This window comes from Paraprevotella clara YIT 11840 (genome assembly GCF_000233955.1).
GTDB lineage: Bacteria > Bacteroidota > Bacteroidia > Bacteroidales > Bacteroidaceae > Paraprevotella > Paraprevotella clara.
In genome coordinates this window covers 15,805-41,494 of record NZ_JH376582.1, presented here as the reverse complement: position 1 = coordinate 41,494, position 25,690 = coordinate 15,805, and the positions used below count along the sequence as shown (strand labels likewise).

At 47.3% G+C, this 25,690-nt stretch carries 19 protein-coding genes and 1 pseudogene; all 20 read left to right on the top strand.

All coding sequences use genetic code 11. The features are described 5' to 3' along the window. Positions 1 to 7: 7 nt before the first annotated feature. The 20 genes and pseudogenes from HMPREF9441_RS02495 to HMPREF9441_RS02410 all read left to right on the top strand — a co-directional run bounded on the left by HMPREF9441_RS02495 (position 8) and on the right by HMPREF9441_RS02410 (position 25,641). Positions 8 to 1,522 (top strand): phage portal protein, encoded by a 1,515-nt coding sequence (locus tag HMPREF9441_RS02495; protein ID WP_008617599.1) that lies wholly within the window; start codon positions 8 to 10, stop codon positions 1,520 to 1,522. A 170-nt stretch (positions 1,523 to 1,692) separates the two neighbouring features. Beyond that, a complete protein-coding gene (locus HMPREF9441_RS02490; RefSeq protein WP_008617598.1) occupies positions 1,693 to 2,313 on the top strand; it encodes a hypothetical protein in 621 nt (206 codons plus the stop codon). Positions 2,314 to 2,333: 20 nt separating this feature from the next. Then, on the top strand, positions 2,334 to 2,927 hold the full coding sequence (locus tag HMPREF9441_RS02485) for a head fiber protein (RefSeq protein ID WP_008617592.1): 594 nt from the start codon (positions 2,334 to 2,336) through the stop codon (positions 2,925 to 2,927). A gap of 14 nt (positions 2,928 to 2,941) precedes the next feature. Beyond that, positions 2,942 to 4,021 carry a hypothetical protein gene (locus HMPREF9441_RS02480; RefSeq protein WP_008617590.1) on the top strand — a complete coding sequence of 360 codons (1,080 nt, stop codon included), beginning with the start codon at positions 2,942 to 2,944 and terminating at the stop codon, positions 4,019 to 4,021. Continuing rightward, positions 4,021 to 4,356 carry a DUF6706 family protein gene (locus HMPREF9441_RS02475; protein WP_008617587.1) on the top strand — a complete coding sequence of 112 codons (336 nt, stop codon included), beginning with the start codon at positions 4,021 to 4,023 and terminating at the stop codon, positions 4,354 to 4,356. Before HMPREF9441_RS02480 ends, HMPREF9441_RS02475 begins: the two co-directional genes overlap by 1 nt. 1 nt (position 4,357) lies before the next feature. After that, complete coding sequence (locus HMPREF9441_RS02470) at positions 4,358 to 4,696, top strand: hypothetical protein (protein ID WP_008617579.1); 339 nt, start codon at positions 4,358 to 4,360, stop codon at positions 4,694 to 4,696. Next, positions 4,687 to 5,091 carry a hypothetical protein gene (locus tag HMPREF9441_RS02465; protein ID WP_008617578.1) on the top strand — a complete coding sequence of 135 codons (405 nt, stop codon included), beginning with the start codon at positions 4,687 to 4,689 and terminating at the stop codon, positions 5,089 to 5,091. The genes HMPREF9441_RS02470 and HMPREF9441_RS02465 overlap by 10 nt, the downstream gene beginning before the upstream one ends. A 1-nt stretch (position 5,092) precedes the next feature. Beyond that, positions 5,093 to 5,617: a hypothetical protein gene (locus HMPREF9441_RS02460; protein ID WP_008617576.1), complete on the top strand. Its 525-nt coding sequence runs from the start codon at positions 5,093 to 5,095 to the stop codon at positions 5,615 to 5,617. An 18-nt stretch (positions 5,618 to 5,635) separates the two neighbouring features. Next, positions 5,636 to 5,830 (top strand): annotated as a pseudogene (locus HMPREF9441_RS19305) (hypothetical protein); the annotation flags it as partial. 58 nt (positions 5,831 to 5,888) lie between these two features. After that, positions 5,889 to 6,272: a hypothetical protein gene (locus tag HMPREF9441_RS02455; RefSeq protein ID WP_008617573.1), complete on the top strand. Its 384-nt coding sequence runs from the start codon at positions 5,889 to 5,891 to the stop codon at positions 6,270 to 6,272. A gap of 35 nt (positions 6,273 to 6,307) precedes the next feature. Continuing rightward, entirely contained in the window at positions 6,308 to 6,466 is a 159-nt protein-coding gene (locus tag HMPREF9441_RS18550; protein WP_008617572.1) for a hypothetical protein, read from the top strand. Further along, positions 6,466 to 6,864 (top strand): hypothetical protein, encoded by a 399-nt coding sequence (locus tag HMPREF9441_RS02450; RefSeq protein ID WP_008617571.1) that lies wholly within the window; start codon positions 6,466 to 6,468, stop codon positions 6,862 to 6,864. Before HMPREF9441_RS18550 ends, HMPREF9441_RS02450 begins: the two co-directional genes overlap by 1 nt. Continuing rightward, entirely contained in the window at positions 6,864 to 10,988 is a 4,125-nt protein-coding gene (locus HMPREF9441_RS02445; RefSeq protein ID WP_008617570.1) for a hypothetical protein, read from the top strand. Before HMPREF9441_RS02450 ends, HMPREF9441_RS02445 begins: the two co-directional genes overlap by 1 nt. Continuing rightward, positions 10,985 to 11,410 (top strand): hypothetical protein, encoded by a 426-nt coding sequence (locus HMPREF9441_RS02440; RefSeq protein ID WP_008617569.1) that lies wholly within the window; start codon positions 10,985 to 10,987, stop codon positions 11,408 to 11,410. Before HMPREF9441_RS02445 ends, HMPREF9441_RS02440 begins: the two co-directional genes overlap by 4 nt. Positions 11,411 to 11,483: 73 nt before the next feature. Beyond that, positions 11,484 to 21,731: an RHS repeat domain-containing protein gene (locus tag HMPREF9441_RS02435; protein WP_008617568.1), complete on the top strand. Its 10,248-nt coding sequence runs from the start codon at positions 11,484 to 11,486 to the stop codon at positions 21,729 to 21,731. Between the two features lie 71 nt (positions 21,732 to 21,802). Beyond that, positions 21,803 to 22,120: a hypothetical protein gene (locus HMPREF9441_RS02430; protein WP_008617567.1), complete on the top strand. Its 318-nt coding sequence runs from the start codon at positions 21,803 to 21,805 to the stop codon at positions 22,118 to 22,120. A gap of 108 nt (positions 22,121 to 22,228) precedes the next feature. After that, a complete protein-coding gene (locus HMPREF9441_RS02425) occupies positions 22,229 to 22,690 on the top strand; it encodes a hypothetical protein (RefSeq protein WP_008617565.1) in 462 nt (153 codons plus the stop codon). Position 22,691: 1 nt separating this feature from the next. Continuing rightward, a complete protein-coding gene (locus tag HMPREF9441_RS02420; protein ID WP_008617564.1) occupies positions 22,692 to 22,979 on the top strand; it encodes a hypothetical protein in 288 nt (95 codons plus the stop codon). After that, the gene (locus tag HMPREF9441_RS02415; protein ID WP_008617562.1) at positions 22,976 to 23,194 is read left to right on the top strand and encodes a hypothetical protein; all 219 of its coding nucleotides are present in this window, start codon (positions 22,976 to 22,978) and stop codon (positions 23,192 to 23,194) included. Before HMPREF9441_RS02420 ends, HMPREF9441_RS02415 begins: the two co-directional genes overlap by 4 nt. A gap of 2 nt (positions 23,195 to 23,196) precedes the next feature. Further along, the gene (locus tag HMPREF9441_RS02410; RefSeq protein WP_008617560.1) at positions 23,197 to 25,641 is read left to right on the top strand and encodes a pyocin knob domain-containing protein; all 2,445 of its coding nucleotides are present in this window, start codon (positions 23,197 to 23,199) and stop codon (positions 25,639 to 25,641) included. Positions 25,642 to 25,690: the final 49 nt, after the last annotated feature.

Here is a 25,690-nt window from a genome sequence, read left to right as displayed (position 1 = left end):
TTGAGATATGAGGACGATAGACGAAGTTTTAAGAATTGAGGATATAGACCAAAAGATAGCCTATCTAAAAAAAGGTCGCAAGACGGAACTTCCCGATGCGGTAAAACTCTATAATGACTGGAATCCCAACCGGCACGAGATAATCACAGACAAGGAGAAGTATCCGAAGATTAAAATCACGGTCGAGAAGGAGAAAGAAGTCTATGATGAAAAAACAGGTAAGACAACCACCATCCCGAAAAAGACAAAGGATGTGGAGCCGAACCGTATCGCTCTGCCCATTGAGCAGGACATTGTGAACATTCAGACTGCTTTTACTGTTGGAACAGAACCGAAGATGAACTGTGAACCGGAGGAAAGCGAACAGGGCTTGTTCTCTGCTCTGAAAAAGGTATTAGAGAAGAACAAAATTAAGTACCAGAACAAACGTATTGTGCGTTCGTGGCTTTCAGAGCAGGAGTGTGCCGAATATTGGTACGTGGTGAAAGATGATGGCTTTTGGGCGAAATTGAAACGCAGGATTGGCAACCTTTTCGGTGCATCCGCTCCCGAATACCGCCTGAAAAGCGTGATATGGTCTCCGTTCAGGGGTGACAAGCTCTATCCATTCTTTGACGATAGCAACAATTTGGTGGCTTTCTCCCGTGAGTATAAGAAGAAGGATTTGGACGATATGGAAATCACCTGTTTTATGACCATCACAGCGGATTCCGTTTACCAATGGGAACTGACCGACGGTTGGAAGCCTATTCCTTCATTCAAGCATGGTTTCAAGAAGCTTCCTGTTTTGTATTGCTACCGTCCGGAAGCCTATTGCGAGAAGATAAAGACGCTCCGGGTACGTCTTGAAAAGCTTATGTCAGGCTATGCTGATTGTATAGACTATCACTTTTTCCCTATTTTAATGCTGTTCGGTGATGTACAAAGCCTTTCTGGAGAGTTCAAAAATCGTGTAGTGGAATTACAAGATGGAGCGAATGCGCAATACCTGACGTGGAACCAGGCGAGCGACACGGTGAAATTGGAGTTGGATTCGCTCATTGAGAAGATATACTCGATGACAAACACGCCGCGTATCTCCTTCGAGAACCTGAAGGGAAGCGGAAATGCCCTCTCCGGCGTGGCATTCGATTACGTTTTCCTATCCACCCACCTGAATGTGGAGAACTTGGCGGAAGTAATCGGTGAGTTCATGCAGCGGCGTGTGAATTTCCTTGTCTCCGCGCTCGGCTCTATCAATTCCAGCCTTGAAAAAGCAGCCGAGACCATTGACATTGATGTAGAAATAGAACCTTACCGCCTTGATAACATCGATGACCGAGTAAGCACGGCGGTTAAAGCTGTTAGTGGTAATGTGTGGTCGCAGAAGCATGGCGTACTGTTCGCCGGGAATGCAGATAGATTGGAAGAAGAACTCCAGCAAATCAAGGAAGAACAGGAGGAAAAGCAACGCATGGAGATTGAAAAGCAGAGCAAAATGTCACAGAATAAGCCTCAAAATGAGAATCGGCCAGCAGTGTAGTATCGACAAAATGTTAGTTCGGAGAATAGCGGTATCTTTCAGGGTATCGCTATTTTTGTTTAATTCATGACAATCACGCGTTTGTCACGTATTATTCTTTCCTAAATTTCTTTTTTATTTTCCACATTCGTAATTTTACCATAGGAATTTATTAATCAAACTCATACGGTATGAAAGAGAAAATCTTAGTAGCACTGAAAACGAAGTATAAAACCTTTGGGTTTAGTGAAAAGGCGTTTGACGGGGTGGCCGACTACTTATCTAAAACCGTAACTGAAGAAAGTCAGATAGAAACCGCCATCGACGGGGTCGAAGGGCTTTTTAAGGGTTTTCAGGGAGATGTTGATTATGTACGAAACGAAAAATCGGGTCTACAAAAGCAATTGGACGAACTGAAAAAGAAAATCGAGAATCCCAATCCTCAACCTAAACCGAAAGAAGAAAAGAAAGACGATGTACCAGCATGGGCGCAAGCTATCATTGACTCAAACAAAACTCTTTCTGAAAAACTTTCTGGTTATGAGCAGGAACGTGTGCAAGCTCAACGTAATGCGCAGGTCTCCGCCAAGGCAAAGGAGTATGGTATTCCCGAAACACTTGTGCCCATGTTGAACATTCCGAACGATGCGGACTTGGATACATTTATGAAGGACGCAAAGCAAACGTTTGTCAATGCGGGATTTCAAGGTGTACAAGTTCCCAAAACAGCAGAGCAGCGTGTCGAAAAAGAGAATCATGACATTGCTGCTATGATTAACAAGGGAACGGAAGAGATTAAAAAACAGAATTAAAAACTAAAGGTAAGAAGATTATGCCAGCAGGATTTAAGTATGATTTAAAATCTATCGAAGCCAATATGCCGGAGATGTGCCGTTACGAGACGGTATATCGTTATTCGGGTGGCTTCAATCTGGTTTTGGATAATTTGACTGGAGTGGATAAAATTCCACCCATGGCACCATTGGTGCTTGATTTTGTAAAAAGACAGGCAACAGCAGTCATCAATGTAGATGTGGTAGAGGATATTTCCGCAGGGACAACCTCCTTGAAGATAAAGAAAAATTCCTTTGCCTATAAAGGTATGCACTTAGGTAATGGTACGAATGGAGGAACAATCGAATCTATTGATAAAACCTCTAATGCCGAGTATGATACAGTGACTTTAGCTGCTTCACCAACTTTGGCAGCTAAAAAAGGAGACACTTTGTTTGAAGCTACAGCAGCCGCAGGGAAAACTCCCAAAGCTACCGCAACCGCACTGAACTACGCATGGACGAAAGTAGAAGAAGGTGCAACCGTCACCGCTATCGGACAGGCTTACGAGATTAGACCAACCAAGCTGATTGTTCCTATCTCAGAAAAGGATAAGGCTTCGTTAGGTGACAGATTCATGTTTACTTATTAAAGAAAGGAGAGTATATGTATTTGACAGTTCAGACATTATTGAATGACCCTGAAATAGTAAAAGCGGTGATTGACCGTGTGCAGGCTCTCCGTCTTGATACTATTTTCTGGAAGAAGCACCTTGATTTCGAGGAAACGAAGTCTCGCGTGTTTAAAACTTATCTCGGTACGGTTACGGGTGTTACAGCCGGTTCCGTTATCGACCGAAATTCTAACAAGCCGTTAAGAGAGCGAAAATCTCTCGGTTCAGGTTATGGTGAAGTCGCCTATTTGGGTGACCGTTACCAGATGGACAATGACAGGTTGGATATGTTACAGGAGCTTGTAACCAAGTACAACAACGCTCGTCCGGCAGACCAGCAAAGAGCATTAAACGATATTATCAACTATATTGTGGATGATTATCGCCAAGTATTGCTTGCTCCACATAAGCGTATGGACTTAGTTGATGGTGCCCTGCGTTCTGACGGCAAGGCAACGGTGAAAGTGGATGACAATCCACAAGGTATTGCCATGCTTGATATGGAATTGCCTGTACATCGTATCACTCCAACAACGGGAGATAAGAGCAACTTCATAAAATACCTTATGGAGCAGGTCGTCGAACTTCGTACCAAGTTTGGTATGTTTGTTTCTATGGAAATGTCTCGTAAGACCTTCATCAAGTCGATTGTCGGCTCAAAGGATTTCGGTGATTTCTATAAACAGTCCTTTGCGCAGAAAGAGGTGCAACTTTCTTCCGGCTTGATGTCGAGTGAAATGGCTACTACGATTTTCCAGGGATTAGGCTTTCCACCTATTGTTATCAATGAGGATTTGGTAGAACTTGCTGACGGTACAATGAAGCAGGTATTCAAGGATAACCGCATTTCATTGTTCACCACGGCTAAGCAAGGAAAGATGCGTTGGCACACTCCGTATGAAATCACAGACCCTGTTCCGGGTAAAAACTACACCCGTTCGGAAGGAGGTATGTATATCTCCAATGTAAGAACGGAAGAAGGCCGCTTCATGGAATACGGTTGTGAATGGATTCCGGAATATACGGCTCCGAATAAGATTGTAATTCTTGATTTGGATACGATGTTGGCGTGATGAAAGTATCTGACTACATAAGGCAGACCTTCAGGGACTTTGGCGTTGCTTTGAGCGATGCCAATCTCCTTGCGATTCTAAAGCCATCAGGAGTAAATGGGGATGATGATGCAGAAAATCTGAGTGACAACCAATTCAGGGCTGTTTCGGTCAGTATGACAACGTTTATTCCTACACTCCTACTTCGTGGTAGTTCTAAATCCGTATCGGAAAACGGACATTCCAAATCGCAATCGTGGGATATTCAGGGTATCAAAGACTATTACTCTTTGAAATGCAAGGAATACGGTCTGAAAGACTTGTTATCCAATAAACCAACAATTAGAGCGTGGTAAGATGTTAGACGAAGCTCCTCACATATTAGTGGTAAGGACGGTGATACCGCCGGAGAATGACGAGTACGGGCGACCGATACCCGGCACGGGCGGTGAATCGTGGGATGAACTTACTGAATGCTTTTGCCATGACAACTCCCAGCAAAAGGAAGTGTCGGTGAACGGCAAACTGTGGGTTTATTCCTACCATGTAGTGTATGAGGGCAAGAAGTTGGCATTAGACACGAAAGTCAGGTGTTTGGATAAGGACACGAAAGAGATTGTAGGAGGGGGCAAGGTAATCAAAAATGCCGAATGTTATTCTGAGGAACTGAAAGGACGTTGTGATATATGGATATGATAGTCACGGGTGACATATACAAAATACTCTACGAAAAGGTTCGGGAGTTTGGGATAAAGGCTGTTTATGATAGTTGGAACCCCATAACATCCGAACTGAAAGAGGAAGCTATTGTTATCGTAACTTCTACGCCGATTGAACCAGATACCTATTGGGAAAAAGCTTTCGTACATGTGAATATTTGCGTACCGGATTATCTGGAATGCGTAAATAAAAGAAAGCTCACTGAAATGGAAAGATTGGCTAATCAGTGGATTTCCTATGGAATTGTTGATGAATACGATAACAATTGGTATCAAATATCCAAAATATCATTAGGTACTGAAAGAGATGAAGCATTGAAATGTAGCTATGTGAATTTAAAATTATTGTTTGAAATTTTAAATGTAAAATAAGATGAAACCGTTTATAGGAATAAAAAAAATATGGTACGGCGACGTAATAAATGAAGCTGTAACCAAAACGAGTTTGAAGACCCTTATAGGTGAAATGACCGAAGTTAAGAACTCCCACCAAGATACGTGGCAGTACACGGAGGATGATCCGACTTACACGGATTACATCAACGAGCTGAACGGCGAGATATATTATCGTGATGTTACCCAAAATGGAGCAAAAACCATCGCCTTTACAATGGGTGAATGGACTTTTGAAGATAAAGTTGCCTTGCAAGGCGGAGAAAAGGTTGACACAGACGCCGGTTGGGGAGCCTCCGATACTCCGGGCATTGTTAACTTGGGTATTGTGGCGCAAACCAAAACAGGCAATTATATTGTCTTTACCAATGCTGCCGTTATTGCCAAGGGAACACCGGCTGAAAAGAATATCGGATTAGGCGTTACTGCTGTTGCCATGTCGAATCCGGCAGAAGGAGTTAAATCAGATTACTTATTTGACGGGGAAAAGGTTAATGCCACATGAACTACTGTTACCGTAACCTCTACACCTTCCGACGCGACAGTGAAACTGGATGGTGAAACGGTAAAGTCAAAGCGGGTGAACGCTGGGGCTTCCGTTCGCTATGAAGTGTCAAAGGTTGGTTACACCACCCAATCTGGAACGATAGAAACCAAATCTTCAGATGCAGGCAAGACTGTGGATAAACAGATTGTTCTTGTAGCAGTTTCAGGATAATGTTTAATTGTAAGGGTAAGGTGATAATGTTTTGCCTTACCCTTTTTAGGTCTTTAATATGAAACAGAACGCAGCAAAAATAGTAACAAGTGCCATCCTTGATATGGACTTTAAAACAGTGGTAGTAGCAGGGAAAGCGTATATAATTATGCCGCCAACAATGAAAAAACTTGCCGGAGCTGGTTATTGGCTTTCCGGAATTGAGGGAGAAACCATTAAAGATGCGCTTTTATCGAAAGACAATATAGAAGCCTTTTCACACGCCTTGTCGTGGTTGATACAAGGAGACGATGGTCTGTTTGAAGAACTATTGAACGGTACAGATAAAGAACTGAGTGACGCTTTGGAAGAAGCCTATTCATTGATTTCTACTGAAAATTTTTCCAAGCTGTTGGCTTTAGCCAAGAACGTAGCAAATCTGACAGCAAAACCGAAACAGTAGGAAATGATTGCTTACTGGGACAAATCGCATCGTTCATGGAAAATCTGCATTTGTCTTACGATGAAGTGGTGAATAAGATACCCTACCGTAACTTGGTAATCATGCAAAAAGACAAGCTCCATGTGGCTTTCGGCGAAGTATTACGTGAAGTATCGGATGAGGATATGTTCAAGAATAGAAAATTTGACGAGTAATGCAATTCAAAGGCGACATATCGGGTTTGGACGAACTGGAACGGCAAGTGGAGGACGTTTATTTCAATAAACTGATTGAAATAGGTAGAGATGCCGTAATATATGCGCAAAAGAACGGAGAGTACAAGAATCATACCTATAATTTGCGCAATGCCCCCGGATTTTGTGTTGTTCGTTCCGGACAGATAATCCACATGGAAGTTGGCGACGATGGCGGACATCCAGAAGCGAAGAAGAACACGGAAAACCTGCTTATCTATTCAGAAAAGCCACAGGACGGTCTTTATTTGGCTGACGGTATGCCCTACGCATCTTTTGTCGAATCCAAAGGGTATAACGTGTTAAGCAATTCAATATTATATGCCAAACGGCAGGTAAACAAGAAAATATTCAAATAATGGCTGGTATATTCGCAAACGTAGACAGTGACATTCAGAAACTCAGAAAGCTAAAGACTGAGATAGAGAATGTCAAGAAAGCATTGAAGCAAATCAATGTGAAAGTTGACATTGATATCGCCAAGGGGATGGAAGCGCAGTTGCAATCCCTCATGGGGCAGTATGATGCCTTGGTAAGGAAAGTTTCGGAAACGGAGGGGAAAATCATGGTTTCCACCAAGAGGATAAACGAGGCTTCGGAAAAGATTATCAAGGCGCAGGAGCAGCTTTCAAAGGCGGCGGGCGTGAATCCGCAGCCGGGAGGCGGGAATGCCAACACGGCGGCGAACAATGCGGAAACGGCAAGCGTGCAGGCACAGGCTAAGGCGTATGATGAACTGGCGGCAGAAATTGACGCAGTTATGGGAACGCGTATGCAAAACATCAAACGCTTAATTGAAGAACAAAATGCAATACGTTTGATAAATGGAGAAATAAAGCAACTGACAAAATACCAGTCAGGCAGCTTGACACTTTCATCAAGCCAACAAAAACGGTTGGAACAACTCAATAATTCTTTGTTAACGCATAAGGCAGCCTTATCGGAGGTTCGTCAAACGTTGATGAACAATGTGAAAATGGATAATGTCGCGGCTACTTCAATGAACGGGCTTTCACAATCATTGTCACGTATGAGGATTGCTTATCGTGAACTGACAGAGGAGGAACGAAATTCACCTTTCGGCAAAGAGTTACGTACATCCATTAACCAGGCAGACGCAAAGATTAAGGAACTTGATGCTACAATAGGCAACCATCAGCGCAACGTTGGCAACTATGCTTCGGGATGGAACGGACTTAATATGTCTGTACAGCAGATAGTACGTGAACTTCCTGCGGCAACAATGGGGCTTAATATGTTCTTTCTTGCCATATCGAACAATCTTCCCATCCTGACCGATGAGATAAAGCGTGCCAAAATCGCCAACGAGGAATTAAAGAAGTCCGGACAGAAAGGAGTACCGGTGTGGAAGCAGCTTGTTTCTTCCTTGTTTAGTTGGCAAACAGCCATGATGGTTGGGATAACTGTGCTTTCAATGTATGGTAAGGATATTGTGGAATGGGTGAAAGAATTATTCAATGCAAGAAAAGAAATATCAATTCTTGCTGACGAGCAGAAAGAATTGAATAAAGCCATGTCAGAGGCAATGAATTCTGTCGCAAAACAGAAAACAAATTTGCGAGTACTTTATGAAATGACACAGAATGTAAATGCCTCTATGGAGAGCAGGATATCAATTACAAAAAGATTACAACAACAATATCCATCATATTTTGGGAATCTATCACAAGAGGCTATTTTAGCCGGAAAGGCATCTTCGGCATATCAACAACTTACAAAAGACCTGATGGCCGTGTCGTATGCGAGAGCATACCAGAAAAGAATGGAAGAATTGGCCGAAAAATCTGTTAGTGAAGAAAAAGGATTAAATGCTGATACGAACTATATGAATCGTAATCGCATTTTTTATAATAACGCAAAGGCTTATCTTGAAAGTGAACAGGCAAAAGAAGATAAAAGAGATCTTGAACGTTCAAAAACTGGTTGGGTTGCGGATTATGATGCTGCTAAACGATATAAAGAAGCATTAGAAATTAAAGAACGATATGAAGAACGAGAAAAAAGGGCAGAACAACATCGAAAGAAAATGGAAATTATTGAAGAACAAATGACTTCATATAGTAAAAAAATACAAGAAAATCAGGAAAAAATAACAAAGGTAGAAGGTGACAATAAACAAGGCCGTTCATATTGGGAAGAACAGGTGAGTATAAGAAAATCAGCTTTCGAGGCAACCCAAAAAGGAAGTAAGGAGGCTGAAGAAGCACTTAAATCTCTGAAAGAGGCTGAAAAAGAATTGTCTCAATATAATACATACGGAGAAATAAAGAACGAAAGCAACAAATATGTAGAAAAGTTTGATAAATTATCCGAACTCGAAAAGAAGAATGCCACAGACCGCATCCGCCAACAGGAAGATTTGGAGAATAAAGTGGCCCAATCCCGGATAGATGCCATGGATGAAGGCTTTGAGAAAGAGAAAGCCCAAATGGAACTCAACCATAAAAAAGAGTTGCAGGAGATTGGCCGCCAACGTCAGGATTACGTCAATGCCGTCATACAAATGGAAAAGGAAGCTTTTGATGCCAAGGAGAAGTTGAAAGCGTCCAATGACAAGAACTATAAGCCAAAGGCATTTGATTCTTCCACCGTAAGCGTTGATACATCCGCGTTCGACATTATGGGAAAGGAAGCGAGGGAAAGGCAGAAAATGGAAATAGCCAAGTTCTATCAGGATATCCTTTCCGAATATCAGGATTACGTCACGAAGTACAACTCCACGGTGGAGAAGTTTGCCAAGGCAAGGCAAAAGTATGAGGAAGCTGGAGCTTCCGATGACCAATTGAAAGAGATTGAACACCAAAAGGAAGAAGCGTTAAAGGCCATAAACAAAGAGTTCGCATCCCGTGAGGAAAGCTTTAACTCTTGGGCTGACAGCGTGATTGATTTATCTATTGGAAAACTCCGTGAATTGCTTAATCAGGCATATCAGGAGATGATGAATATGGAAATCAGTGACCCGAACAATCCTGATTTGGCAGTCAAGAGGGCGAAAGTGGCCACGCTAAGAAATGCCTTGGAAAAGAAAGAGATTGAAAAAGAGGTATCTCCCGGAAAGTCCATTAAGGATTGGGACAAGTTGTATAAAGTCCTTACCGATGTGAATGATGTATTCGAGGAGATAGGAGATACTGTCGGGGGAACATTCGGTGAAATCATCTCTTTAGCCGGAGGTATCGCTTCCTCATCATTGCAGGCAGTGGGTGCCATAAAAGGCATCGGTGAAGCGGCATCGGGATTGGAAAAGGCATCGGGCATATTAGCCGCAATAAGTGCCGGAATGAAAATCATATCAGGAATAGGTGGTTTCTTCAAAGAAAAGTTTGGTGCCGACTACTCGGAGTATGATGCCTTGAAATCCCAATATGAAACCCTGATAGGCATTTGGGACCAACTCATAGGCAAGAAGATGGAGTATATTGACATTGATTACGGTATTGAGGCACAGAAAGCCGCAGACGAAGCCGCCAAGCTTGTCAATATACAAATAGAGCGTCAACGGCAACTCATTAAGCAGTTGGCTTCAAGCGGAAGTAGTGCCGGTTCCCATTCTCTTGGATACCGTATAAATGACCGACTTACGGCAGAAGACTACGAACGCATATCCGGCCTTGTAGGCGAGAAGATAACGGCTGAATACCAATTATGGGACTTGTCTTCCGAACAGATGGAGAAGCTGTTGACGGACGAGAGGCTTGTGTCCGTATTGGGCGAGGTAAACGGTGAGTTCATCGAATACATTCAGAATATAGCGGATTATGGCAACCAACTTGAAGAAATAGCTCAAAAGGAAAAAGAAGCATTGACCGGAATCGGCCTTGACGAGTTCAAGAGCGGATATGTGGATTTGCTGTCCGATTTGGATTCAACAAACGAAGAATTTGCCGACAATTTCGAGAAATATTTGCAGAATGCCATATTTTCTTCGCTTATAGCCAACAAGTATAAGGACGAAATAGAAAGTTTATACGACCAATGGGCGGCAGATTCAGAAAGTGGTGGAAGGCTTACTCCGGAGGAAGCAGAAAGGCTACGGCAAGAACAGAAAGAACTTACAGACCAAATGCTTGCCGACCGGGAACAGCTCATGAATGATTTCGGTTGGGAACCGTCAGGTGGTACTTCTGCGCAACAAGCCAGTAGCGCGGTTAAGGTACAGGCATCCCAAGAAAGCGTGGATGAGACCAACGGAAGGCTCACGGCCATTCAAGAAACGGGATACCGTATTGAGAATGTCAACCAGCAGCAGGCCATTGCCATAACTGAACTTAAAGGCTCGATTTCAGGATTGTTGTCCAAAATTGGCGGCATGTACAATATTTCCGATGAGACCCGTACAATTTTGGCCAATTCTTATTTGGAACTTCAACAAATCAGAGAAAATACAGGTGAAATAGTCAAGCCAATCAAACAGATGCAAAAGGATATAGAAGAAGTAAAACGAAACACATCAAGATTATGAAAGGTGAATTACTAATTAACGGAAAAGATGCCTGGACAACATGGGGTGTATGTATGGGGGAAGGATTCCTTGATTCAATAGATGCACCCGCTCCAATGAAAGACTACATAGAGAATGAAAGCAGATTGGAGCATGGCAAGCGTGTAATAACTGATAATGCCAAACTTGACTCACGGGAGTTGACATTGGCATTTACCATTACGGGTACCACAGAAAGTGATTATAGGACAAAGAAAAAAGCTTTCCTGACAGAATTGGGTAAAGGGGTCGTGGCCATCAAAGTCCCGGCACTAGGAAGTGAAGTTTATAACTTGGTCTACTTGGGTAAAAATATATCTTATGGGTTAAGCCTTAACAGGTGTTTCGGTAAATTTTCAGCCAAATTCGAGGAACCCAATCCAACAAATCGGGGAGATTTGTGACAATAGCCAGATTGTTGCAAAATCGGTTATCCAATATAATGTGGCATGAGTAATATTCCTTACTTTTGGGAATATGATAGAGATAAAGGATAACAACGAGGTATTAGTTTTGTCCACACCGATAGGTGTAGGTAGCAAGCGAAAATTTGAGTTGATGAAAGATGACTATATCACGCTCAAATTTTCCTTGCTTAATCCCATATCATTCAAAATGGGATGTTATGCAGAATGTGATTTTGGCCGTTTTGAAATCATAGAAGACCAAAAGCCATCTTTCAACAATTCCACGGGCGGTTATGACTATGAGTTGAAGATGGAAGCCTCTTACATGAAGTGGAAGAACAAGATCTTCAAGTACACACCGGAAACAGGAGGAAATGAAGCCGCTTGGGATTTGACGGCGCAATTGTCATACCATCTTGACATCTTCCTGCGTAACCTGAAAGTATGGGGATTCCAATCTGGCGATGAGGACTATGAATACGAGATTGACAATGATGTGAATGTGGATGCCTTGGTCATGCACTATTCCAACACCAACCTCATTGATGCCCTTACCTCCCTTGCGGAAGCCGCAAACTGCGAGTGGTGGATGGAAGACAAGAAAATCCGTTTCGGCCGCTGTGAGAAGGGGGAAGCGGTGGAAATAAGCCTTGGCGAAGAAGCAGAAACCATGAGCCTGTCCAAGAGCAGCGGTGACTATTTCACGCGCATATACGCCTTTGGCTCCACGCAAAACATATCCAGCCGGTACCGGAAGAAACTGGAGTTCACCATAGACACGCTTAACCGTTCTGGAAACAAAAGCGACTTTAATGACAGCAAGAAGCCTGTAAATCCGTCTTTTTTCAGGAAAGACCTCATAAAGTATTATTCTTATGAAAAACAGATGGATGGTGTAGGTTCGGTGTCCGCAAGCTTGGCCACTCCGGACGTGGAAGAATATGAGTTGTATGACAGTATTACCATAAATGCCATGCAACTATACAAATCCGCTTATGTACTTGATTTGTCTTCCATGGTATTCAGCTATGATTTTTCATCATTCCCCAATGCCGTATTGGATGTAAGAGTGGAAATAGTGGCATCCGGAAATGATTCAAGCACGGTGTTGTCGGAATCAAGCTATACCATTGACAGTTCAAACAAAACGCTCAGGCTGTCCAAGGAAAGATTTGAAAGCCCGTACGAGGCAATACGTAAACTGTATTTGCGCATCACATATTCTTGTGTATCCCCATTGGTCACATATATTCCATATACCATTGTGGGTGATTGCATATTGGGTTCTGTATATGGTTACGTGGAAACGGATGTGAATTATGTCAGTGATGACGGAGGCAACCACAAAATAGGAGTAACCATCAACCGTAATGCCATGCCATATACGGACGAGCATGCTACCTTATTATACGAAACCACGTCAAACGACAAACTATATATAGGTGCCAAATTCACAATAGAAGGGCTTGTGAAAGGGAATGTACCCCTCGGCTATTTTGATTCCGACGTGGACGGTCTTACTGTAAACGGGGTTGTACAACGCAGGCTGATGCTTCCTGAAGGCACACCGTACATAGACGTTTACCCCGACATGTCACCCGACGAAGTGATAGAGGGTATCGTGACTTTCGACTACGTCTATCCACGCAAGGTGCTTTCAATATCCTCTGTCGAAGAGGAAATGATTGATGTCACGGAAGGCGAAGAAAAGAAACCCACAGGAATGAAAGTACCGGTGTACACCATCAAGACCACCGGACTTGTGGGGTTCGACAAGTCCTATGTGATTTCAGAGGAACTTACGGTCACTTTCCAAACGGGCAGGCTTGCCGGACTTACCTTTGGATTGACGTTCCTTCCGGAGAAGAGTGACGATACGTCCACATGCTTTGAAATCGTGGCCAATGAGGATTACGGAGGCCGTTTACCAGATACTGTAATGAAGCCGGAGGCCGGGAATGATTTTGTCATGGCCGGATACGACACGGAATATGTCTTTGAGAACCTTGTCCCGGAAGCGGAAGAGGAACTGAAAACGGAAACAGAAAAATATGCCGAAAAAATCAGGAACAATATCGGCACCGTGTCGGCCAAACTCATGTCAGACTGGTCAAAGGCACGTAATGAGACACAGGATACGCCTTGTCCTTTCGGTGTCGGCCAAAAAGTGAGGGTAAACAACTCTTCATTCTTCCCAAGCCCCCGTACCATGCGCGTACTTGGCTATGAACTTGCACTTGACATTCCATGGGATTCTCCGGTATATACTATAGGTGAAAGTGCTTCCTATTCCCGTCTTGGCGCACTTGAAGACAAGATTGATTCCATCAAGCTGAATGGAAGCAGTTACTTCTCTGGAAAGGTAAGTTCTTCAACCTCCGGTACAAATGTATATTTGATAAAGAAGGATGACGAAACCGAGCCGTCGGATACAAACGCTTATTCTTCGTTAAGGACAGACAAGGAGATAAAGGATAGCATCAATAAGAACAACCGGGAACTTGACAACAAGTTCGTTTCAAAATTGAAGGATGATACGGTACAGGGCATCCTTACATTCTTGAAAGACATGTTGTTTGGTGACTACCAGGCAGGTGAAAGCGGAGGGCGTATCGGCAGTGAAGGGGATGCAGAACTGGCTTCACTGCTGTTAATGGGCGCTTTGGAGGTTGGCAAGTACGTGGCCGGGAATCGGGGCGCGAAGATTGGCGAGGACGGTGCTGCGGAACTTCTGAGCGTGTTTGTGCGTGGGATGGTAACGGCCAAAGGCATACAGTCTCCTGGATTCTCTTCGGGTGCGCTTGGCTCGGGGCTGTGCCTGAAAATGAACGAACAGGGAAGCAGTCGCCTTGAGGTGGACGAAATGCTTGTGCGCAAGGTGGCCGAGTTCATCCAGCTTGTGATTCAGGAAATCAAGCACGTGGGCGGGCAAATCGTGCTTACCCCGGCCTCGATGAAGTGCATCCGTGTGGAAGATACGGGGAGTGCCTACCGTTGCTATTTCGAGGCGACGGACGGGGTAAAGACGGTGGAGAACCAGTTTGTCGCCGGTGACCAGGCACGCGCCCAGACGTTCAACGTGAAGGAGGGCGTGAACGAGAACGTGAAGAACACTTATTACTGGCGTCTGGTGACGGGCGTGGGGGACAACTACATAGACCTCTCGAAGACGGACTGCGATGCGGGGAGCACGGTACCGGCCGCCGGTGACGAAATCGTCCAGTTGGGAAACCGGAATGACGTGGCCCGACAGGCGGCCATTATCCTTTCGGCATACGGGAACGATGCCCCTTATTTCAAGATGTACCGGGGAATCAACTCTTACAAACTGGAAGGCAAGGAGTTTGTCAACCTCTCACGGGAAGATGTCATGATTATCTCCGACAATATAAAATTGTCCACCGGCGAGACGGTGAAGGAATACATCAACGGCGCGGTGGGAGACGTACAAAGCAAAGTGGATGAAGTGAGCGGAAAGGTGGAGGACGCGGTGGAACGTCTGGCGGAGCAGCAGAATTACATCGCCGCCCTACAGAAGATCATCGAGGACTTGCAGGACCAGGTTGACGGTGTAATAGAAAGCCACTATGGTAAAACCGACCCGACAACCTCCAACTACCCGGCGAACGAGTGGACCACCGAAGAACAGAAACAGGCGCATTCAAACGACACTTATACCAATCTCAGCACGGGCAAGAGCTGGAAATGGGTGAAGGACGGTGACACGTGGAAATGGAACCCCATCACGGACACGGCCACGGAAAAGGCTTTGGCCGCTGCTGCCAAGGCGCAGGATACGGCTGACGGCAAACGCAGGGTATTCGTCAGCCAACCCACCACGGGGCAGGCTTACGACGTGGGCGACCTTTGGGTGAACGCGACTTACGGGGATACGTACAAGAACGACCTGCTGCGTTGCAAGACCGCCAAGAAAGAGAATGAGGCTTTCTCCATCTCGCATTGGGAGCTTGCCTCACGCTATACAGACGATACGAAGGCCAACGAGGCGGCAGAGGCCGCACGGGAGGCTGCGGAGGCCGCGAATGCGGCACAGGAAGCCGCCGACGAAGCCGCCGCCACGGCAGGGGAAGCCAAGACGGAAGCACAAGCCGCCAACACGGAGCTGGACAACCTGAAATCCGACGGCACGATAAGCCCGGTGGAGAAAACCGCGCTGAAGCAACAGCATGCCGACATAAAGGCGGAACACGGGCAGATAACGGCGGAGGCCGGAAAGTATTCCATAAGCGTGACGGACTATGAGGCCGCGTACAAGAAGGCCGATGCCGCGCTTACCAAATACACTGCCTCCACTCCCGAATACATCACCGTGGAATCCGACTATTCGGACATCTCCGCCTATTATTCCAAACGGCAGACGATATTGGATACCATCGCCGCAAAGGCCAAGGAAGCGTCGGACGCGGCGAAAAAGGCGGCAGACGACGCTGCCGCGAAGGCAGATGAGGCGGCAGAATCGGCGAGCGAGGCGGCACAAAAGGCCATAGAGGCCAAGACTGCCGCAGACAATGCGGCCACTGCCGCGAAAAACGCCCAGACCGATGCCGACGAGGCGAACTCCATGCTTTCGGACATCGCCAACGACAACAAGCTCACGGCGCAGGAGAAACAGCAGACCAAGAAGGAATGGGACGTGATAGTGTCCGAGAAGCCTAAAAACGACGCTTCGGCTGACAAGTTCGGCGTATCCAAGACAGCCTACGGCTCTGCATACACGGCATTAAGCACGTATATAACGCCCCTATTGTCAGATTTAAGCTCCACGAGCAACATCACGGGCACGGAGTTCAGGGCGAAGTTCAAGGCTTACTATGACGCACGCACGGACTTGCTGAACGCCATATCGGCCAAGGCCAAGGAACTGGCCGACAACGCGCAAGAGGCGGCTGACGCGGCGGCGGAGAACGCCTCGCAGGCCATAGAGGACGCGGCGGCGGCGAAGAATGCCGCCGACAAGGCGCAGGCGGACGTGGACGCCGAGAAGGAGCGCATGGACGAATGGGCGGCCGACGGCAAGTTCTCCCCTTCTGAAAAGAAACAGTTGAAGGAGGAGCTTGCCCGCATCGACGGGGACAAGACGCAGGTCACGGACGGTTACACGAAGTACGGCCTCGGCACTCCTACGGCCTATAACACGGCTTACACGAACTACCGGACGGCCATCAACGGCGTGGTGTCTTCCTCTTCGGAGACCGTGGCCATCCCTTCGGACTTCTCCACGAAGCGCACGGCGTACTATACGCAGAAGAGTGCCGCCCTGTCGGCCATCTCGGACGCAGCGAAGGCGTACGCGGACAAGGTGGTGGCGGGGATTGAAGTCGGTGGACGTAACATTCTTATGGAGACCAACCAAGGGAAGAAAAGGTGGTACGCAAATACGAATGAGGGGACGGGGAACTTCGTTGTCTCCGAATGGGTAGATTCGGGAGTGAAAGGCGTGAAGATAGAGTTGATAAAAAAACCTTCTTCTTGGAGTATTTTTTATTATAACCTCAACGGGACATTGGATTTGCTTGAAGCCGACACCACCTATACGTTGAGCTTCGACATCCTTTCAAACGCATCAAACAAGTCATTACTAGGAATAAAGAATACTGATTTCAAAGGGGACCTTACCAACAGTCCTTCGTTCAGCTTCGAGGCCAACAAGAAGAAGCACGTGGCATTGAACCTTGTGACAAACGGCCTGTCCTCAAAGGATTCCCAAGTGTTGTATTTCGGATTCCCTTTCAACTCATTAAGTTACATATGTATCAAAAACATGAAGCTCGAAAAAGGGAACGTTGCTACGGCGTGGTCTCCCGCCATAGAGGACGTGAACGGGATGATAGAGGATGCCCAAAAGGCGGCAGATGACGCGGCGGAAGCGGCCAAGAACGCGCAGGTAGATGCCACGAATGCCAACAAGGAGCTGGCGAACATCAAGAGCGACAACCTCATATCCCCCATCGAAAAGACAGCCCTGAAACAGCAGCAAGCGGACATCCGTTCGGAATACGGGGAGATTACTGCCAACGCCTCACGCTATGCCGTGTCCACCACGGCTTACAAGTCGGCCTATGACCTTGCCAACGCTGCCCTGACGAAATATACGGCTTCATCACCGGAATATATCACGGTGGGCAGTGACTACGCGAACATATCGGCCTACTACGATGCGCGGAAGACCATCCTCGATGCGATTGCCGCTGCGGCCAAGAAAGCTGCGGACGATGCGACGAACAAGGCGAATCAGGCTGTGGAGGATGCCGCGCGTGCGGGGCATTACTATCTGGACTTGGACAACGACGGCGGCCCGGTGTCGTGTGACGCTTCGGGGAACGTGACCGGCGGATTCCCGAGCAGCAAGGCCACGGTATATTATGGCACGGAACCTGATACGGGTTGGGCGTTTACGGGTGCATTCTCCGGATGTTCCGGAAGCGTGAACTCATCGACGGGACAAATCACGGTCACGGGGGTAAGCGCGGATACTGGCACGGTGACAGTCACGGCCAAGAAGAGCGGAAAGACAGACCTATCTGCGGTATTCTCTGTATATAAAGTAAAGGCGGGAGCGGACGGAGCGGACGGCACAAACGGAGTGGGCATCAAGTCCATAACCAACAAGTATGCCGTATCCGCATCGAACACCACCGCGCCGACATCGTGGAGCGATACGGTGCCGACAATGACTGCCACGAACCGTTATCTGTGGAATTATGAAATTGTCACCTATACCAACAGCACGACAAGCGAGACCAAAAAGAGGGTCATAGGTGTATACGGGAATACTGGCAACACGGGCGCCACCGGGGCGACGGGTGTGGGTATCAAGTCCATTACGGAATATTATTTGGCCTCTTCGTCATCGAGTGGAGTGACAACTTCAACGTCAGGATGGACGACTTCGGTACAGGCCACTTCATCTTCCAAGAAGTACCTTTGGAACTATGAGGTGGTGACTTACACCAATGATACGAAATATACGAGCAGTCCGGTGATTATCGGTACTTATGGGGATAAGGGTGATACTGGTCCACAGGGAGTACAGGGTCCAAAGGGTGCGGACGGGACGCCCCGCTATACTTGGATACGCTATGCTGACAACGCATCGGGTTCGGGCATCAGCAACTCTCCTACGGGAAAAACTTATATCGGGTTTGCTTATAACAAGACCACCGCCACGGAAAGCAACACCCCTTCGGATTACACATGGTCACTTATCAAAGGCGAAAAGGGCGACCAAGGTGTTCCGGGGGCAAAAGGGGCTGACGGGAAAACCACTTACACATGGATAAAGTATTCCGATAACTCGACGGGCAGCGGGATGTATGACACTCCCAAATCCACGACACAGTACATCGGCATAGCAGTAAACAAGACAACGGCCACAGAGAGCAATACTCCATCGGATTACACGTGGTCTAAGTTCAAAGGTGACGACGGTGCGGACGGGAAAGGCATCAAGAGCACCGCCGTGACTTATCAGGTAAGCACATCGGGCACCACGCCGCCCACGGGGACGTGGAGCGGTTCTATCCCTTCCGTGGCCGCCAACCAGTACCTTTGGACGCGTACGGTTATAACCTACACGGACAATACCACATCCACGTCGTACAGCGTGGGTAAGATGGGGGCTAACGGAGCCAAAGGTGACAAGGGCGATACGGGACCCGCAGGAGCTGACGGTGACGGCATCGTGTCGGTATCGAACACTTACCAGATAGGCAGTTCCGGCACGACGGCACCGACAGGAAGCTGGAGCGCAACCGTACCTTCGCCACAGAAAGGTAAATACCTTTGGACGAAAACGGTGACGACTTACAAGAAGAGTGACCCGACGACAGTGTATTCCGTGAGTTATTACGGTACGGACGGCACGGCGGCCAAGTACGTGAGGGTTGCGGGCGACCAGGTGTTTATATACGCCAATAATTTTTCAGGGAATCCCACACCTACCTCCATTACGCTGACGGCCACCCTCACGGGGACATCCGGCTACCAGTGGAGCTATAAACAGGCGGGACAGACTTCTTTCACGAACATATCGGGAGCCACTTCGCAGACTTATGCCTTGGCACATAACAATTCAACGGTTTGGGGCAGCGCGAAGTCTGTGACCATACGTTGCACATCGGGCGGTGTATATGACGAGATGACGATAGCCAAGGTTTCTTCGGGTACCAACGGGACAAATGGCAAGGATGGCACGAATGGCAAGGATGGCACGAATGGCACGAATGGAAAGGACGGTGCAGATGGTAAGAACGGCGCGGATGCCTACACCGTAATTCTTGGCAACGAATCGCATGCCTTCCAAGGAACGACGAGCGCGGCCATCGCTGCATCCACGAAATGCGAGGTTATCGCATACAAGGGTGCCACAAGGGTGTCGGCAACGATTGGTACTATAACCGGAGCACCGTCGGGAATGTCCACGAGCATTTCAAGCAACGGAACCACATCGGCCTCGTTCACGGTGTCCGTCACTTCTTCGTTGACTACCGGACAGGGCGTGCTGACCGTGCCTATCACCGTGGACGGGAAGTCCTTCACGAAGAATTTCTCATTTTCCGTGGCTTTCAAGGGCAACACGGGCGCCACCGGGGCGACGGGTCCCAAGGGGGATGATGCTGTATTCTATACCATAGAGCCTTCGGCAAATGTGGTGAAGAAGTCTTGGGACAACAAGTTAACCCCGACGTCCGTGACTTGCAAAAAATTCAAATGTGTGGGCAACACACAACAGGAGACTACGGAGAAAACGTTGAAATACCAACGTGTAGGCCAGGATAGTTCGGTACAGAATTACACAGGAGCTGTAGCCATCACACAATCCACCACGGAGATAGTGTTCTACCTTTATGACGGGAGTACACTCATGGGGGGATGTACACAAAGAGTCCCTGTCGTGGGTGACGCTGTGAATGTTTATGAAAAGGTTCATGCGGATTTCGTCATGCTTGAGAATGAATTCGGCGTGATGTCTACCAAGGTCACTACCGTGGTTGATTCCGTGACGGGTCTTGAAAAGGAAGTGGAGACCAACACGTCCAAAATATCGGCCATTGACGGGAAGGTGAATAGCACGGCATCGCAGGTGAGTTCCTTGGGCACGAGGGTGAGTACCGTGGAGCAGACGGCAAGCAGTCTGAAAACTACGGTACAAGGCATACAAGGGGATGTGAGCACTTTGGAGCAGACGACGAGCAAGATTTCTTTAAAGGTGGATAGTATTTGGCCGGACAATATTTTCCCGGATGGAAGTTTTGAAAACGGTGGATTGGCGAACCGAAACCTGTCAAATTGTACGGTTTCAATTGACACGTCCTCACATATACATGGTAGCAAAAGTTTGAAAATACAATGTGTAACAGGGAATTCATGGGTATATGTAGGGCGTGCGCAAATTCCAGTTGTTTCCGGAAAAGTATATACCATAGTCATGTGGATACGGGCGACGTCCACTTTTACAGAAAGCGGCGGTGCGACAGGGGCTTACTTTTCAAAAAACGACCAGCTTGAACTGGCTGGATTCACAGCTTTCCAACCTCAATTTACATCGGCATGGACAAGGAAAGCATATAAGGTTACCGCTCCGAGTGGAAGCAATTATCTTGTATTACGCCTTGGAACGGCGGGACAAACGACAAGCCGTACGTTGTATTTTGACAGCATCATGGTTTTTGAAGGGGACTTGACAGGAAGTTTGCCTTCAGGATTCGTGGAGGGGAAACATGACGGGGAACTTGCCACGGGAATAGACGTGATAAACAAAAAAATCACCGTGACGAGCGACCAGTTTGTCATACAGAACAATGACGGAGAAGTGACGGCGAGCGTGGACGCAGACGGGGTTCTGAAAATAGGAAGTGGGGAATTTTCGGGTTACATGAAGACCGTACCACAGGTGGACCCCAACAATAACAGCGTCACGGTGACGAGGGACGTATTGAAGAAAGGGGGATTCTTCTGTTTCCCGACAAGGGACGGAAGTTCGCGCGGCACTGTGACACTGCCCACATCCGGTGACTACTTGGGGACGCACCTCTACATATACAGTGGAAGCAGCGTGCAAACGTCGGGTGCAAAAATATCTTACAACGGGGTGGAAAACTACACCTCTCTTGTCGTAAGTACATCTTGCACATACGTGGAACTCGTGGCCGTGCCAAACTCTGTGGATGCAGCAAGATGGCACGCCTACCAGACGGGACAAAGCAGCACGCTGCCTGACATCGTGTGGCTCTTGCTCGTTCCTGGCGGTGCGACGTACAAAGCGTCGGGCACGGTGTTGACCATAAGCAGGGCGTGATTGGAGGCATCCGGCGGAAAAAACATGCGAAATTCAAATAACATTATTCATTAATTTAAAAACAAAAGGTTATGGAGATTAAGACAAACAGCACGAGGGTGATTTACAACGGAGAGACCACAACGGCAAATGCCAAGTACTACATCGAGTATGAGACGGACGGCAAGGAACTGAAACGCGTGAACGCCTCGGTGAACAAAGTGGAGGAAGTGGAGTTCCCTATGGAGGAAGGCATGCAGAAGGGCGTGCAGGAAACCCCGTTGGGCGGCATCTATTATGAGAACGGTTATTACACGATGTCGAACTTCCCGGAGAGTGAGGAACTTCCGAAGTACATATCGGATGCCATCCAGATAGTGAAGCAGATAAAAGAAGACGCTTCTGCCTGACTATTGAAACAACGGGTATAAGGCGGCGGTGCCTGCCTTACCCGTTTGCCGGGGTCTTGTCTTGTGGACCGGGGGGGGCTTTGGCATTAATTAGAAAAATGTATTGTAATGGAGAAAGCTATTATTGATTTTATTGAAAACCACATGATGAACCACATCATACTCATAGCGTTATGCGTGGCGGCCACGATAGGTGCAATGGCCGTGGATTTGGTCTCGGGGGTACAAAAGGCCAAACAACGCGGTGAGGCACGGACTTCTACGGGATATAAGAAGACGGCCACGAAGGCTAAGAAGTATTTCACGCCTTTCCTGACGTTGTGTTTTATCGACATCCTTTGTTGCGTGGTGATTCCCATTCCGGTGTTCTCGATGTTGTGGACGGCTTACTGCATTTTCTGTGAGTTTGTGTCCGTAAGGGAGAAATCATGGCAGAAGGAGGAGCTTCGGAAGGCGGAGAAGACGATGAGAGTAATCATTGACAACAAGGATGAGATAGCCAAGATGGCGGCAGAGCTTCTGTTTCAAAGGGAGAATGAGAATAATACAGTAAAGAAGGAGGAAAAATAAGATGGCACTTAGGAATTTGAATTTCACCCTTCAGGGTGACAGGTATGTGGCGGAAGAGACGGTGAACGCGGACTATGCGCTTCATCTGGAAAGGAAGGCGGGCGGCGGTTTTTATATTTTGCAGCGCAGTTCGGACGATGGCATGTTCGTGTCGTGCCCGCTCCCGGCGGGCTTGTACAATCCCGGCCAGTTCATAGACTGGTGTTTCGGCCATGGCGTTTATCCGATGCACATCAGGATTGAGAGCATGACGGAGGTGACGAAGGGCACTATCAGGGAGGCGGAATGATGGAGAGGATGAACTTTTCACGGTTGAATATGACGGGGCTGGGTACAGCCCGCGTCAATTCTTCCGGTATCACGGAGTGCGGGGATTCGTATGAGCTTGTCGACAATGCCTTGCTCTTGGAGCAAGGGAAGGCTTGGCTTTGGGCTGACGGAAGTCCCGTAATGATGGCAGAGGTGACGAGAAGGACAGTTAAGAAACAATTAAAACATAAGTAGTTATGGCAGTAGAAGGAAAAACGATATTACAGACTACGGAGCGCACGGAGCTGACGGGGAAAGAGGGTATCCCGTTTCAGGAGGGTGTGCAGAACGGGCATGTGCTCATGGAAAGGTTGAAAGAGTATGTGGGCGAGGGCTTGGTAAAAGAGGACGGCTTGAAGACCATCAACGGGGAAAAGTTGACCGGAATTGGAGATATCACCTTTGAAAGCGATGCCGGTAAGCCGGTCATATTGAGGTATCCCAAATATAATGAAACCTCGGACGATTCCACGATGCTGGAGAAGGCCAACAGTGGCGAATGGTTTTGTACCCTACCCCAAATGTTGGAGAACTATAACGACGGTAACCTGAAAGCACCTTTCATCGGGGTTCAGGACGACACGAATGAGAATTTCAGCCCCGTGACATGTTACCGTATATATTCGGCAAGCAATTACTATTTTATGCTGTATTTCCTGGAGTCTAACAACAATATGGAAATACAGTTCAGGGGGTTCCGCATGAAGTATGATCCACAAGATCTGACGAAGTGGACGGGCGTATTTGATAACGGCACAGTCCGACTTTCTTTGGCATCTGCCAGCAATGACGGGCTGATGAGCAAGGAGGACAAGGCCAAGGTTGACGGAATCTGGTTCAGCGAAGATGAGAACAGTGTGCTGTTCAACGGGAAGAAGTACGGGGTACATGTATTTAAGAACCTACAAAGATTAAGCACGTCATCTTCTTCGGATGATGTTAAGAAAGCATTAAACATAGACAGTCCACAAGACCTTGAATCTTTAATATCTAAAGGATTAAATTTTGTTAGTGTTGATACAGAGTCCACGGATAAAAATTTATGTCCGTGTTCAGTCCGGTATGCTGCCCCCAATATTATATCAATCACTTATTGTTCTGCATATAGCAGTAACATTTTAACTGTACATATTAGTGTGCTTTCTGGGAGCAGTTCCAGTTTCAGGGTTGATGGCATAGAAGACCCTATAAATTCCATCCCATCAGTAAACAATACCCTGACATCTACATCAGCATCTGAGGCATTATCGGCATCCATGGGTAAGAAATTGCAGGATGAGAAGTTGGCGAAGGAGGATGTGGTGGACAACCTAACTACGGATGAAGCTTCAAAAGCCTTGTCGGCTGCTCAGGGGAAGGCGTTGAACGACAAGATTGCGGAAATCTCAAATCCTGCCTCTGCGGAAAAGGATGGATTAATGTCGAAGGAGGACAAGGAAACCTTTGACAACATGAAAGACGGTGGTGCCATCGAGTATAAGGAAATTTCCGGGCAGACGGTGGATGCCGATGACCTTATCGTGCCGAAACTCACCGTAAGATACCTGAACAAGAACGCCTCCACAGCGGAAAACATATCGAATATACCGGCAAAGGGAGGCTTCGTTTTGGAATCAATGTGCGTGAGGTATGTGGATGAGGATAATTGCGGGTATATACAGACGTATTACTCCCAGAATTCGGATTCGAGGATACTCCCCTTTTCCCTCACAAGACAATATACAAACGGGAAGTGGACTGAGTGGCGGAGTACCGTGGGAAGATACCTGTGCGTCAATGAAGCCTACGAAAAAGTGGGAACTACTTTTTTAGGTACCGGGTTCCAGGTGGGGAACATATTCGACCGCTCCATAGTGAAAGACGGGGCTTTGGCCATTTCAACTCAAGACGTTGCCCTTCACCTGACAGGAGTTAAAAACAGTACCACTTATAAGGTTGTGTCGAATGCTTCAGTGGGATACTGGATGATGAAGAACTGTCCGGAACAATTTTTCCATGCCGGAAAGGTCGCAGTAAGTGAAGACAAGACAAGCGAATCGGATGAGACGAAAAAAGAATACGTGGCCGAAGTGGTGTCCGTGGATGCGGAAGGGGGGACCGTGACGTTCTCGGAGAGCTTGAACCCATACACGGATTTCAATGATTATTCCGCCTCGTTCAAAGCCTATGCGGAAAACGGTTCGTTGTGCCTTTCGGCAGGCACTTCCACATTTCTCGGCATCGCCGGGGAAGAGTGCGTGGCGGGCGCGGAAAGTGCTGACGGGTGCGTTGCCCTTGGCGACCGTTGCGTGTCCACGGGTGGTTGTTCCGTGGCATTGTGTTGGCAAACGGTGGCGCGGAACTTCGCCGAGACGGCGTTGGGGATGTCCAACAAATCGCACAAAGGGGATTCTGCGGACAAGCAGACGTTGTTTTCCATCGGCAACGGGACGCAGTATTTCAACGATTGGGGGACGGCAAAACAGAAGAACGCCATGGAGGTGATGAAGAACGGTGACGTGTACATCGAAGGTGTCGGCGGATATGACGGAATCAACGATGGTTTCACAGCCCAATCCGTGCAGGAAGTAATCTCCGGTTTGCTGTTGGAGGTTTCGGCATTAAAGGAGGAAATAGAAGCACTAAAGGGAAGCGGGGCATGAAAAAAGGGAGGCCGCCGCCTCCCTACACATTAACCTTAATCTTAATACT